We start from the raw sequence: 14,730 nt of genomic DNA on the forward strand, positions 1-14,730 counted from the left end.
CAGTTACTATGCCACTTTCTTGCGTTTACTATCTTGAAATGGCCTCACAGGCAGGGTACACCAGCGCCCAAAGGTTCTTTGAGTGGAGTGGAGAGGTGAAGAATGAGGTAGAGAAATACAAAGGGAAGCCAGAAGCGTTGATAATGTTTACAACGGAAGATGTGATTAAATGCATGGAAAAGGGTAGGTGTAGAGAGTATAGGGACGAGTGGTTTAACTCATCCAGTGATAAAAAGGACATTGGCGAAATTATAGATAGATATCTAGAGAAGCTCGAAGAGAACACAATTAGGAGTTTAAAGTATGTGTGCATGGTAAAGGTTGACATCAATGATTTTTCGCAGACAGTGGAGGTAGTTGGAACCACAATTTCAGCACTGCGAGATAAAGAGATGTGGTTCAATATGGTAGGAGGTGCTAACACAATAAATGCTGCACTACTTATTGCGGGTTTGTTATCAGGAGCAAGTACCAGATATTACTATGTGTTCTGTTCTCAAGAGGAGATAAAATACCTGCATCCTAGATGGATTAACTCACCGAAAGCGTTGGATGCCCAGATGGTAAATAATACAGTAAGGAAGTGGGTGGAATTGCCATTATTTTTCATGGGAATTGAGAGGTTGGAAACTCTTTATGAAATACTAAAAACTCGTGGGGGAAAAATTAATCGTAATGAAGCGACTGGTATTCTCGGAGAAATTCCTATTGAGAAACTCCGTGGAAGAATTCTCATGATTGAAGATACCACAGTTTCTGCAGGTGTGCTCTTGGAGCGTATAATGGAAATATATGGAAAGATTAAATCTAGGAATGTGCAGAATCTTACCGACTGGAAGAAGTGGGCTGAACAGCAAGGTATATTGAAGGTGTTGAGGTGGGAAAAATGAAGACATGTGTGATTGCGCCGATGGGCACAAGCCCTCCTGTTGTGAGCGAATACATTGACTGGCTTTATAGACACAACCAGTATGTGAACGATGTTGTGATTATTGATACGCAGGAAAAGAGGGTGAGGGCATCTACAGAGATAGTGCGTATTGCATTTCTGGAGAAATTTCCCGACTTGAGGGTGCATGTGCATACCCTAGAGTATCCAGATATAGATTCAACTGAAAGGAACATAGAGTTCATGCGTGTATGTGCAGAAATAATAAAGGAAGAGCGCGAGAAACATAATGTGGAGCGTGTCATTTTAAATGTTGGAGGTGGAAGAAAGAACATGTGCATCACGCTTACTTTAGTTGGGCAGTTGCTAGGAGTTAACGGTGCCTTCCATGTGGTAAACAAGAATGTGCAGGATGTGAATCTTACGCTGGAAAAAATGCGGAAAGATATCGAAGATATTTATGAACTGACGAGCGATGAGGAAAAGCTTGATAGGTTCAGGGCAAAAAAAGAAGATTTTGAGCATTTGCTATTCCCAGATGAAAGCCAGTATGAGATAATTCAGTTACCTGTGATACCATTGCCTCCAGAAGTTTTGGGGATAATAAAGACATTGTTGTGTGAGGAAAGCGATGTTGAGCTTCATGCAGAGATGCGGAGGTACAAGGAGTTACTCGCAAATGCAGGCCTGGGTTACTGGGAGCGAGGAAGGTTCAGAACCGAGAAATTTGGTGAAGAAATAGGGAAGTTGTTGTAGATGCTGGAAATAGGAAATTTTGTGGTTGGGATTAAGTTTGAGGAACCTGCAAGTTTACCAGAATGGAAGGGAAATTTTATAAGGGGAGTATTGGCCAAGCATGTGCGGGATATTTCCTGTTCTAGGAAGAGACAGGATTGTAAGTTGTGTAGAATGCGGTCTAACTGTGTTTACTATGCTCTGTTTGAGGCATCTGCGCCAGCAAATGCAAGGTATTTGAGCAAGCTTGAGGGAATTCCGAGGCCCATTGTGATTAGCGAAACTGGCATGGACAAAAGTGCGTATGAATGCGGAGAGACTGCGAGTTTTGGGATTGTTTTAGTAGGGAGTGGTTTGAAAGGATTGCCAGTGATTGTGGGTGCTTTGCAAAATCTTGGAGAATGTGGAATGAGCATTGGAGGGCACAGAGGAAAGTTTGTGTTGGAGCGAGTTCAAGCAAGAGGGTTAGACGAAAATAATTTGAATGTGTTTGAAGATGGGAAATTGAATTTAGATTTTCCAAGGTTGCGATTTGAGGATTTCCTTGTAAAGGTGGAGAACTATAGTGGTAAGCTGTGTTTGAATTTTCTGACGCCAACACAGATAAAAGCAGAAGGCACAGTAGAAACACCTCCAAAGTTTAGAAATCTTCTTGCAAGGTTAGCATTTAGAGTGAATGCACTTGCGAATTATTACACTGGTAAATTGGAAATCGCAGAGGGGAAAATAAAGCAGATGTTGAGAGCAAGTGAGAATGTGAGAATAGGTAGCACTGAAATTAAGATTCTCCCTGAATTTTTAAGGGTTTCGCACAACAAAGTGACGAGGCATCATATGTTCTTCATGGGTAAGATATGGTATGAGGGCGAATTTTCGAGAGATGTAATGGCGCTTTTGCGTTTCGGTTCCCTCCTCCATGTGGGCAAATATGCTGGTTTTGGATGTGGAGAATATCTGCTTGAGCAAGAACCAGTGCAGTTATGAGCGTGAGTTAATTTTTACCCGTTAATCTGCTTGGTTTGTGGTGTGCCTATGATAGACATGTGGGTATACTTAGGTATGCGTTAATAATAGCCAGAAATGAGGGATGTAGGAATACCTAAAGGGTGTACCTGATGCATATATCGAGAAGGTATACTTAGGTATGCGTTGATAATAGCCAGAAATGAGTGGTGTATGAATACCTAAGGTGGATGTAAGGATTGTAAAAACTAGGTATAAAGAAGGTATACATTGAGAATAGCATTTGTAGAGATGGCTCCAAAGAGAGAGGTGCTCGGTTTGTTTAGCACCAAGAGGTATCCATGTGTATACCTTCTGGGAGACGCATTTGTCGGGCATCCCTGCGTGAGAGATACATTATTATACATCCCCGACAATTTATAGAACGATTTTGCGTTTAAACCCGCAAAATCTCAAAAAATCGCCCGTGTCAAAACCCGATGAAAAGGGGACTGGAACGGGTGAATGCTTTACTATCTGACATCATAGAAGGTAAGTCAAAACCCGATGAAAAGGGGACTGGAACCAATCCTCACCTGTTGCAGAAGCCCTTGGAAATTTCAGTCAAAACCCGATGAAAAGGGGACTGGAACTTATAATACCTCTCTATTTCCTCATAGATTGTCCTGGTCAAAACCCGATGAAAAGGGGACTGGAACACCGTATATTTTTGTCCATTTTTTTCCACGATTTTAGTCAAAACCCGATGAAAAGGGGACTGGAACGTTTGAACTGGAGTCCTGAACCGTTACGCACGCTACGTCAAAACCCGATGAAAAGGGGACTGGAACGGGGGTTATCTCCTTCGTGTCTGCCCCGCCAGACACCTGTCAAAACCCGATGAAAAGGGGACTGGAACTTGTTTTTCACTACATACGAGCCAGACGGGTTGTTTGTCAAAACCCGATGAAAAGGGGACTGGAACGGCAAATAGAATACTTGCAAACACCCGTCATTACAAGGTCAAAACCCGATGAAAAGGGGACTGGAACCACCAAGAGGTGGCAGGAAATCCACTTGGATGGATTGTCAAAACCCGATGAAAAGGGGACTGGAACACTACAACATCACCAAGACCCGTTGCATCTATATAGTCAAAACCCGATGAAAAGGGGACTGGAACGCGGATACTCGTGTAGGTTACCATCCGAATGTTAAGGTCAAAACCCGATGAAAAGGGGACTGGAACGCGAACCAGCTCGTATATTTGCTTCGCCAAAAACTTCCGTCAAAACCCGATGAAAAGGGGACTGGAACGTAAAACTTCCTCCACCCTCCTTTTATCTTTGTTAAAGTCAAAACCCGATGAAAAGGGGACTGGAACGATTGCCGAAATAATCGGTTGAAATTACTTTTTCATTCGTCAAAACCCGATGAAAAGGGGACTGGAACTTTTTAGAACTACCTTGCCATTCAACAACACCGCTGCGTCAAAACCCGATGAAAAGGGGACTGGAACTAACGAGGAGCAGGAAGTTTTTGGCGAAGCAAATATAGTCAAAACCCGATGAAAAGGGGACTGGAACGGGATACCCCCACATGATAACCACCACACTTAACGCATTGTCAAAACCCGATGAAAAGGGGACTGGAACGGAAAGTCCTCTGGGGACTTAATCGGGCGGGTCTGCAGTCAAAACCCGATGAAAAGGGGACTGGAACTTGTGAACCCCCTGCATGTTTTGAAATGAGGATTTGGTCAAAACCCGATGAAAAGGGGACTGGAACATATACTCCAAAGCGTATATGGGGATGGTGATACCAGTCAAAACCCGATGAAAAGGGGACTGGAACAATACTAATTCCTCATCCGCTGCAATTTTCTTATCCGTCAAAACCCGATGAAAAGGGGACTGGAACCCCGTGATAATGTTTTCTCTCGTCCAAACACCCTTCCGTCAAAACCCGATGAAAAGGGGACTGGAACTGGAAATGCTGGCTATTGTAGGTCTCAAACATCCAGGTCAAAACCCGATGAAAAGGGGACTGGAACGATGCACTTGGGAATTTTGCAAGTGCTGGCTCTTCAGTCAAAACCCGATGAAAAGGGGACTGGAACATTACCATGTAATATCTATCAGCATGTAAGCCGCTAGTCAAAACCCGATGAAAAGGGGACTGGAACGGAGTTTAGCGTTGTTTATACTGCTTCAGCATCGGAAGTCAAAACCCGATGAAAAGGGGACTGGAACCAGTAAATTATAACATACTTCATTTTATCACCATCCGTCAAAACCCGATGAAAAGGGGACTGGAACTGTTAGATAGAGCAATACTTGACATACAGAACGATTTGTCAAAACCCGATGAAAAGGGGACTGGAACCTTTTTGTGTGATAGTCAACTGTTTCAGATGTGACACGTCAAAACCCGATGAAAAGGGGACTGGAACAATCAATGCCTCCAAACTTCTCAATCACATCCTTACGGTCAAAACCCGATGAAAAGGGGACTGGAACATAATCTGGAGATGTTTGCATGCAAGACACTTTGCAAGTCAAAACCCGATGAAAAGGGGACTGGAACAAAAAGATATGATATTAACCAAAATAAAAGAATTGGGTCAAAACCCGATGAAAAGGGGACTGGAACTTCTTGGTTGCATTCCGTCATCATCGGGTATTGCTTGTCAAAACCCGATGAAAAGGGGACTGGAACGTAGTCTTTGCACAGTTCAAACTCTGTATCTCCAACTGTCAAAACCCGATGAAAAGGGGACTGGAACCGAATTGATGACAGTGTAAAAGAAGCAAAGCAAAAGGTCAAAACCCGATGAAAAGGGGACTGGAACATAAAAATCAGGATTGCTTTTTTACTCCGAGATGCTGGTCAAAACCCGATGAAAAGGGGACTGGAACTTGCCGTTGGCTGCTGGTAACATGGTTAGGGAGTTTAGTCAAAACCCGATGAAAAGGGGACTGGAACTTCATACTCGCTCTTGCTCAATACGACACGGTCGTCGTCAAAACCCGATGAAAAGGGGACTGGAACTCTTCTTCTAAATCTACTAATCGGTTCTCTGCTAATAGTCAAAACCCGATGAAAAGGGGACTGGAACGAACTTTCCAAATGTCCTGTTCGCAGACATCCAAAACGTCAAAACCCGATGAAAAGGGGACTGGAACCCCCGTTCTTCTTTTGGGTCTTCATTCTATCACCCGTGTCAAAACCCGATGAAAAGGGGACTGGAACTGTCTCTTCGGGTAGATTACCATGTCGCTTCTCATAGTCAAAACCCGATGAAAAGGGGACTGGAACTATGGGCGTTTGCCGCTTTGACGCACTACTGCCATCCGTCAAAACCCGATGAAAAGGGGACTGGAACTATGGTTTTAGTATGTCTTGAACTATGAAGTTGCGTGTCAAAACCCGATGAAAAGGGGACTGGAACATAGCACAGACAACACTCAGAAGCGATTTTTTAGTGGTCAAAACCCGATGAAAAGGGGACTGGAACACATTTGTTCCTAATAAACCTAATATTCCCATGATTTGTCAAAACCCAATGAAAAGGGGACTGGGATGTTTATGTTGAAGGATTACCTAGTGGCATCTGGAACATTTCTGCATAGCATCTTGAAAGTTATAATGGCGGACATTCTAGATAATCCAGCGATAGGTTTAAAAACAACAAAGTGCATAAAGGAATATCATGAACAAAGCAGAACTCTTTGAAAAGATAACCCAGTTTCTGAAAGAGCGGGGAGTGAAAAAGGTAGCCATTTTTGGGTCATATGTTCGTGGAGAGGAGAGGCCAGATAGCGATATAGATATCGTCGTGGAGTTTTCAGAAAGGAAAAGTTTACTTGACATTATAGAGCTTGAGCAAGAACTCTCTGAGTTACTAGGAGTAAAGGTGGAATTACTCACAGAAAAATCGATAAGCCCTTACATGATTGAAAGAATAAGAAATGAGATGAAGGTGTTATATGGATGAGTAAAGACGATACAGTTTACCTGAAACATATTCTGGATGCACTACTTTGTTACACCCACTGCATATCTTACCTCTGGTGCGGTTTACCTGAAACATATTCTGGATGCACTACAAAGAATTGAGGAATATACGCAAGGAGTAAGCTATGAGTGCTTCCAGAAGAGTAACTTAATTCAAGCTGGTGTAATAAGGGAACTTGAGATAGTGGGCGAAGCAACTAAAAGATTAAGTGAGAATACCAGAATGAGATATCCGCACATACCTTGGAATAAAATGGCAAGGATGAGAGATAAGTTGATACACGGTTATTTCGGTGTAGATTTAGACGCTGTATGGGATACTGTTAAAAAAGATGTCCCATTGTTGAAAACCATGTTAGTAGAAATTCTTGAAAAAGAGAATAAATGAGCAGTAGTGCGTCAAAACCCAATGAAAAGGGGACTGGAACAAAGAGAGTTAAAAAGAGTTTAGAGTATTTCCTTGTTGTCAAAACCCAATGAAAAGGGGACTGGAACGGGTTTACGAATGGAGTCGCACATATCGCTAACCCGTGTCAAAACCCGATGAAAAGGGGACTGGAACGATTTTAACTTTCTCTTTTTTGTTTTTTCTCCTACCAGTCAAAACCCAATGAAAAGGGGACTGGAACGAATCTGCGAGCAACACAAATCTTTCAAACCCTTTCTGTCAAAACCCAATGAAAAGGGGACTGGGAGAATTCATTGGAGATGCACCTTTTCCTAAAAAAGGTCTGTCAAATTCTTGTTCTGATATTCTGAGCATTGAGATTGCATCTGCGGCAATTCGCAACATTTTTATCTCTTAACATCTTTCTACATCTCGGTGTTTGAGTGGGTCTGAACATTCTAAAAGGCAAGGAAAAACATACACCACCACCTGACCGCAGAGAAGAGGACTTACTTCACCGCATTGCTGCCACAGATGTCTGGAAACTGAATCCAGATGCAACTGCCAAATTCGTGAATGACCTTATCTCGCTACTTCTTACTGTACCTTTTTCCAGAGAACTGCACATGCGAGCACCACCAGAGCCGCCGGAAAGAGTGAAAGCCATCCTTGAAACTGTTTCAATGAAAACAACTGAGCTTGAGGTGAAATTCAACTCTCTCATTCCTAGCACAGAACTCTACTACCATCTTGGCTGTGCCCACTACAACCTCGCAAAATTCTCAGAAGCAGAAAACTTCTTTGATAAAGTCACCAAAGTGGACAAAAACCACTTCAAGGGCATGCTCGCACTCGGGCTTACAAAGATGGAGCTGGACAAGGACATCGAAGCCCTTGAAACAATGAAAAAACTGATAGAAATTGAGCCGAACAACGAAACTGGCTGGTATTCCCTTGGCTTAATACTCTACAAACTCAAGAAACATGAAGATGAGATTGAATGCTATGAGCGGGCAATTGCAATCAACAGAAGATATGAGCCGGCATGGAACAATCGTGGGCTTACGCTCTACGAACTTGGCAGGTATGGCGAGGCCGCAGAAAATTTCGCAGAAGCATTGAAAATCAACCCGAGAAATGAAAAATTCTGGCATGGGATGGGCCTTGTCCACATGAAACTCAACAATTTAGACACAGCCCTCAAGGACTTTGAGACCGCTGCTCAGGTTAACCCGCATTATCCAGAAGCATGGTACAGCAAGGCAGCAGTGCTTCTGCAGCTCAACAAACCCTCTGAGGCCTTGGGAGCAGTAGAGCAAGCTCTTTCACTCAGAAAAACCTTCAGGGATGCACTGCTTCTCAAGGGCAAAATCCTAGAAAAACTTGGAAAGATTGGAGATGCAATCTCAATTTTTGACGCCCTGATAACTGAAGCACCAGATAACCCTGAACCCTATCTTGCAAAGGCAGAGGTGATGGAAAAATCAGGAAACACAAAGGAAGCCCTCGCTGCCCTTGACAGAGTAATTTCTCTTTCAGGAAGTCAGGCGGCATATCTTCTCAAAGCCAGAATTTTGAGAAAGCATGGAAGTGTGGAAGATGCTCTCAGGGTTTACCTCCAGATTCTTGACAGGGATAGAGCAAACTACAATGTGATGAAACTTGCTGGTGAGTGTCTCTACGAGCTTGGCAAATATGACGACGCTTCCCAAATGTTCAAGAAGGTGCTGAGCGTCCAGGTAAACTCACATGAGGCATGGTTTTGGAAAGGAAAGTGCGACATAAAGCGAAATGCAATCAAGGATGGCATCCACGCAATGGAAATGGCTGTTTCACTCTCGCCAAAGAATGTGAAATACATAAGGGAGCTGATTCGGGTTGCAAAGGAACTTGGAAAAAGAGAGCTTTATCTCAAGTACGAGGAGATGCTCACTTCGCTGGAACAGGATAATCCAGAGGTTTGGTATGAGAAAGCAAATGCCTACTTTGAGATAGGAAAATTGGACGAGGCGGAAAAAGCAGTGGAAAAAGCAATTTCACTGAATAAGGACTGGCCAGATGCCCTCTTTCTGCTTGCCAGAATAATGCATCTGAAGGAGAATTACAACACTGCAGTTGAAATCATGGAAAACCTGCTAGAAAAAGACAATACTAATGCCTCTGCCTGGCTTTTCCTGGCAACCCTGAAAAATGAAATGGGAGAACCAGGAGATGCAATTATCTGTGCGGAACGCACCCTTGAACTCAAGCAGAGTGCAGAGGGCTATTACCAGTATGGACTCGCACTTAAAGAAATTGGCAAACTTGCAGAGGCAGGCAATGCATTTACAAAAGCGTTTGAGCTGGACAACAGCTATGTCCGTGCCTTAGTGGCAAGAGCAGAGGTGCTGGAAGCTTTGAAATCCTATGAGAGTGCATTTGAGAGCTATGCTTCTGCCTACCAGAAAAACCCATCTCCCAGGGTGCTTACAAAATTGATAGAGATGGGAGAGAAGATAGGAAGAATTGAGGACACAATAAAATACCTTGAGGAAGGAATTAAAAGGGACGAGCAGAATCCAGAACTCTGGCTTGTGTATGGCAGAATGCTTGCAAAAAAAGGAGAAGATTTGGAATCCATACGGGCATTCGAAAAGGGCTTGATGTTTGCACCAGAACATCTGGCACTTCTTAAAGCCCTGTTTGAAGGTTATGCAAAAGCAGAAAGATACGAGGAAGCAGTGAAAACTGGCTTGAAAATTGTGGAAACTGAAGAAACACCAGAGCTCTGGTATTCCATCGGAAATCTTCTCCTCAAACTGGGGCGGATTGAGCGAGCCCTTGAATGCTATCAGCAGGCAGTTTACCTCAACCCTGAGCTTGTGGAGGCCTATGTCGCCAGGGGCAAGGTATTTGCTGAAAAAGGAGAGTTTGAAAAAGCTGCAGGGGAATACCGCAGAGCGGTTGAAATCAGGCCAGATGCCTACGAACCCAGATTTGCACTTGCTACGCTGCTCACCAAACAAAAGCAGTATCAGGAGGCACTGGAACACATTGAGAAAGCAATTGCAACAAAGAGGAGTGCAGAAGCCCTGCTGGAAAAGGCAAGAATTCTTAACTCACTTGGGAAATTGGAGGAGAGCGTAACTGCCTACGAGCAGGCATTCCAAGTTTCACAGCAAATACCAGAAATTCTCTATGAAAAGGCACTCGTGCTAGAAAAACTTGGTTTGATTGAACCAGCAATTGAAACTCTTGAAAAGAATCTCCAGTTGCACAAACATGAAAAGAGTGCATCAGCCCTTGTTGAGATGCTTGAAGGTGTAGGGAAGCTGGAACAGGCCCTTGAGGTTTGCGAACGCGCTTTCAATGACTATAAAACTGAGCTCTTTCTGATTGCAAGGGAACGACTGTTCCAGAAACTTGGAAGGATTGAAGAATTGGTGGCCCATTACGACTTTCTCCTTGAAAAAGCTAGAACACCAGAGTTTCTGTACAAAAAAGCAGAACTTCTTTTGCAGCTCAAAAGGTATGATGAGGCAAGGGAGAGCATTGAGGAAGCATTGAGCATCGAGAAAAAACCAGAGTATTTTCTTGTCTATGCAAGGATCACCGCTGCAGCTGGCTCAATTGACGGCGCTCTTTCTGTGCTTGCGAAAGGACTTCGTTCCTTCAAAAACCACATCGGACTTACTGCAGAGCGAGCAAAGCTGCTGATTGCTGCTGGACGAGGTGAGGAAGCTGAGAAAATTGTGCAGGAGTTGATTGAAGAGGAACCAGAAAACCTGGAATATCTGCATCTCCTTGCAAAGCTGAAGTTGAGCACTGGCGATTATTCAGGTGCAATCACAATTCTGGAAAAAATTATTGAGCTTAGCCCGGAATCACCAGATGCTCTGAGCAATCTGGGGGATGCTTGTTTCCACACCCACAGATACGATGAAGCGTTAAAATGGTACAATAAAGCCCTGGCAGTTTTAGAATCTGCAGAAGTGAGGGAGAAGGCAGCAAGGACTGCACTTTTGCTCAGCAGATATGAGGAGGCACTGAAGCACATTGATATGCTTGTAAAAACCAATCCAGAGAATCCTGAATATTTGGTGCTACAGGGCAAGGCACTTGTGGGCTTGAATCGCTTTATCTATGCCCTTGAAACTTACAACAGAGTCCTGAAAATTCAGCCAGAAAATTTGAGTGCCTGGTATGGCAGGGCTTTGGCCCTTGCAAAAATAGGGGATGTGAGCGAAGCTCTGGCAAGCATTGAAAAGGCAATTTCTTTCGGTAGAAGCATGGAGGCATTGAAGTTAAGGGCAAAACTGCTCAGTGAATTAGGAAAATTTGAGGATGCATTGAATGCTTATGAGGAATTGCTCGTTTCAGAGCCAGACAACCAGGAACTGCTTCTTGAGAAGGGCATCACACTTGTCAGGATGGGTAGAGAAGAGGAGGCAGAGCAGATTTTCCTGAAATTGGTTGCAGCCCAGCCAGAAAATGCAACAGCCCATTACTATCTGGGAAAAATTTATGCCACCAGAGGTGCGCTTGAGGAAGCGAAGAGCCATTTAGAGACAGCAATCGAATCTGCGCCGGAGAATGCAGAGGCAAGAATGCTTCTTGCAGAAATTTACTTACGCACAGGGACACAAGATGGTATGGTGAAAGCTGGAGAGCAGTACACAGCAATACTTAGCTATCAGCCGAAGAACATGGCAATTATCTACAAACTCGCAGAAATCCACATGAAACTTGAGAATTTTGAAAAGGCCATCGACTTTATAAACGGATTTTTAGCAGAGGAACCAAATCACACAGGGGCACTCTACCTAAAAGGAAATATTTTTGTTAAACAGAAAAAATTGAGAGAGGCAGCAAGAACATTTGAGAAGCTTTTGAAGCTTCAGGAGATGCCAGAGGCACATCTGGACTATGCTTTCTGTCTCATGGGTCTTGAAAAATTTGAGGAGGCAAGAAGGCACATTGAACGCTACATTGAGTTGAAAGGAAAGGATGTGAAGGCATTGCTGGCTCTAGCGAGATGCAGTGAACTGTGGCAAAATTACGAGGAAGCAATTGAGAATTATACGGAAGTACTGGCATTTGAGTTTTGCGAAGAAGGAATAGAAGGCAAAATCAGGGTGCTGAAGAAAACAGGTAAATATAGGGAATTGTTTGACTTCTATAAGGAAGTGATTGCGAAAAAGGATAGTGAGAATTTAAGAGTTGAGGCCTTGGAAGCCCTATGCAAGTTTGGCACCGTAGAAGAGATTAAAAACTTCATAGAGACTTCCATTTCCAAGTTTCCAGATTCAGTTGCGCTCCTCGTGAAGAAAGGGGAACTTGAGGAGGCATGGGCGGAAAAAGAGAATGCAGTTAACACCTACATGAAGGCACTCAGCTTGCAGCGAACAGAACCAGAACTTTGGTATAAATGCGCTAAACTCTACCGCGAGCTTGGAAAGCTAGCAACTGCTGCAGAATGTTTAGATAAGGCAATCGAGCTTAAGCCAGAAAATCCTGTATATCTTGAAGAAAAAGGGAATTTAGCGTACGCAATGCTAGAAGTGGATGTAGCTGTTAGGAATTTGGATGCGGCTCTTGAACATGACGAGGCGAGACCTCAGACCTGGATTTCTCTTGGCAAAATTATGGATGAGATAGGTAGATACGCAGAAGCGTTGAGATGTTTTGAGAGAGCGATAGATATAGAAGAAAACGCAGAAGTCATGGCTCTGAAAGGAAGAACATTAGTTAAGATGGGAAAGGTTGACGAAGGTGTTTCCTGCTTCCAGAGAGCTCTTTCTCTGGACAAGAACCACGGAATGGCAAGATATTTCATCGGTGCTGTTCTTGCGAGAAAAGGAGACCCAAATAGCGAGAAAATATTAGAGAGTGTTGATGTCTGGCCTGCAGATGTGCGAATTCATCTTGGCAATCTGCTTTTCAAAAAAGGAAAGTTTGAAGAAGCGGCATGGAAGTATGATGAAGCCACGAGAATTGAAAGGAAGAAGATAGAGGGCTGGAACAACCTGGGTGTTGCCCTTGCAACGAACAGAATGTACGAGGAGGCAATAGATGCATTTGATGAGGCAATTGACATTGAAAAGGAGTATGGCACTGCTTGGTACAATAAGGGAATTGCATTACTGAAAATTGAGAGCTGGAAGGAGGCACTGGATGCATTAACGCTCAGCGGAAACTATGAGGGCTTTAAGCCCGAGATTCAAACAGCCATTGCCATCGCACTTCTGCAACTCCGGCGGTATGAGAATGCGATAAAATTGCTTGATGAGGTTGTTGCAAAGACAGAGTACGGAAAAGGAATTTACAATCTTGCACTTGCTTACCTTATCATAGATATACCTGAAAAAGCACTTGAATATGCAAAGATTGCTTACAAGAAAGAAAAAAGTGATGCAGCGAAATACTTGCTGCTCTATACCCTTAATCAGATAGATGAAAAAGAGTGTCTTGAATTTCTCAAAGTATGTGAAAATCCTGCTTTTGGATTCTGGCAATTTTATTTGCTTAAGGGCTACATTGAAATAAAGCAGGGTGAATTTCAAAATGCAATCAGGAGCTTAGACAAGGCAGTGCGTTCTCCAAAATCTGGGGATGTGTGGTTACTTAGGGCTTATGCCTATCTGATGGATGGAAAATACAGCGATGCAAGACGAAGTGCAGAAGCTGCGATTGCCCAGAAGCTCAAAAATTACTATGTGTTCACATTGAGAGGTGTGGCTGAGTATTTGCTCGGGAATTATGAGATTGCCAGAAAATGGCTTGAAATGGCTCTTGCAACTGAAAACAATTTACAAACCAACTATAATCTGGCTGCACTTTACTTCAAAATGGGCAAATTGGAAGAGGCTCTGAGGAGGCTTAAAGATGGATTGAAGTTTGAGCCAGAGAATGAGAAGCTAAAATTTTACAGGTTGCTAGTTCTTAGTGAGATTGAGAAAAAGAATGCGAAAAGTGCAGAAGAGGTAACTGGTGAATATCTAATCTCCGAAACTAGGGATTCCATTCTAGATACCCATGACCTTTCAATCACACTAGTTGTTAGCCAAGATAAAGGTGTAGAGTTAACTGTAAAGAATGAGATGTTCCAAACAGTCGAACCCTTTACGCTTAGTGTCGCTGGGATGCTTGCCTCTGGTGAACTAGCAATTCCACAGTTGTCTTCAAAAGAGGAGAAAAAGTTTAATCTCACCTACCAATTCAATGAGGAAGACGAGTTTCATGTAATTCCTGGCATTGATGTCTCCATTGAAGCAAAACTTTACTCAAGACATGGGAAGGTGCATTGTGAGTTATCACTGAAGAATTTGAAAGCGTATCCATTGAAACAAGTAAAGGTGCGGGCAGTAGAGGGCCTCGGTTATGTTGCCCTTGCTGAGGAAAAGGTTATTGAGGTGCTTGAGCCAATGGAAGAGAAGAAGCTCGCATTTACAATGGTGCCTCTCGCTTTCAAACAACAACTTGAAAAATGGAAGGAAAAGTTTGGAATTGAGATGAATCCAGAAATTCCATTGCCTTATGTGGAAATTGCTCTGCCTCCCATTCAGATCCCTGATTTTAAGCTAGAAGATGCCTACGAATACACAAGATTCGCTGAAACACGACTCAAGAGGATTTTGAAGACGATGGAGATAAAATCGAAGGCGATAGAGGATATGCTGAAGGCGCCTGTGCTTCAGGAAACCACTGCTACTGGGACGGCCTTAATCGACGAGCTAGAACTGATGGAGATAAGGAGAAGATAGGAAGAATTTAGAACATT

At 43.3% G+C, this 14,730-nt stretch carries 6 protein-coding genes and 2 CRISPR repeat arrays; all 6 genes read left to right on the forward strand.

Annotated elements, in window-relative coordinates:
• Positions 1–8 precede the first annotated feature (8 nt).
• The 6 genes from QXD64_06185 to QXD64_06210 all read left to right on the forward strand — a co-directional run bounded on the left by QXD64_06185 (position 9) and on the right by QXD64_06210 (position 14,713).
• Positions 9–890 (forward strand): hypothetical protein, encoded by an 882-nt coding sequence (locus tag QXD64_06185; protein ID MEM3396904.1) that lies wholly within the window; start codon positions 9–11, stop codon positions 888–890.
• On the forward strand, positions 887–1,645 hold the full coding sequence (locus tag QXD64_06190) for a CRISPR-associated protein Csx14 (protein ID MEM3396905.1): 759 nt from the start codon (positions 887–889) through the stop codon (positions 1,643–1,645). The genes QXD64_06185 and QXD64_06190 overlap by 4 nt, the downstream gene beginning before the upstream one ends.
• Positions 1,646–2,608 carry a CRISPR system precrRNA processing endoribonuclease RAMP protein Cas6 gene (cas6, locus tag QXD64_06195; GenBank protein MEM3396906.1) on the forward strand — a complete coding sequence of 321 codons (963 nt, stop codon included), beginning with the start codon at positions 1,646–1,648 and terminating at the stop codon, positions 2,606–2,608.
• A 447-nt stretch (positions 2,609–3,055) separates the two neighbouring features.
• Positions 3,056–6,150: direct repeats of the CRISPR family, unit length 30 nt; unit sequence GTCAAAACCCGATGAAAAGGGGACTGGAAC.
• Between the two features lie 128 nt (positions 6,151–6,278).
• Positions 6,279–6,563: a nucleotidyltransferase family protein gene (locus tag QXD64_06200; GenBank protein ID MEM3396907.1), complete on the forward strand. Its 285-nt coding sequence runs from the start codon at positions 6,279–6,281 to the stop codon at positions 6,561–6,563.
• A 36-nt stretch (positions 6,564–6,599) separates the two neighbouring features.
• Positions 6,600–6,971, forward strand: a complete 372-nt coding sequence (locus QXD64_06205; protein MEM3396908.1) for a DUF86 domain-containing protein — start codon at positions 6,600–6,602, stop codon at positions 6,969–6,971.
• Positions 6,972–6,981: 10 nt separating this feature from the next.
• Positions 6,982–7,279: a CRISPR direct-repeat array (repeat unit 30 nt; unit sequence GTCAAAACCCAATGAAAAGGGGACTGGAAC).
• Between the two features lie 135 nt (positions 7,280–7,414).
• A complete protein-coding gene (locus QXD64_06210; protein MEM3396909.1) occupies positions 7,415–14,713 on the forward strand; it encodes a tetratricopeptide repeat protein in 7,299 nt (2,432 codons plus the stop codon).
• Positions 14,714–14,730 lie beyond the last annotated feature (17 nt).

The sequence above is a fragment of the Thermoplasmata archaeon genome (assembly GCA_038874435.1).
Classification (GTDB): domain Archaea; phylum Thermoplasmatota; class Thermoplasmata; order Lutacidiplasmatales; family SKW197; genus SKW197.

What these genes read in the sequence shown, in the direction of transcription:
- QXD64_06185 (MEM3396904.1), top strand. Translation starts at nt 9, where the DNA reads ATGCCACTTTCTTGCGTTTACTATCTTGAAATGGCCTCACAGGCAGGG.
- QXD64_06200 (MEM3396907.1), top strand. Translation starts at nt 6,279, where the DNA reads ATGAACAAAGCAGAACTCTTTGAAAAGATAACCCAGTTTCTGAAAGAG.
- cas6 (MEM3396906.1), top strand. Translation starts at nt 1,646, where the DNA reads ATGCTGGAAATAGGAAATTTTGTGGTTGGGATTAAGTTTGAGGAACCT.
- QXD64_06190 (MEM3396905.1), top strand. Translation starts at nt 887, where the DNA reads ATGAAGACATGTGTGATTGCGCCGATGGGCACAAGCCCTCCTGTTGTG.
- QXD64_06205 (MEM3396908.1), top strand. Translation starts at nt 6,600, where the DNA reads ATGCACTACTTTGTTACACCCACTGCATATCTTACCTCTGGTGCGGTT.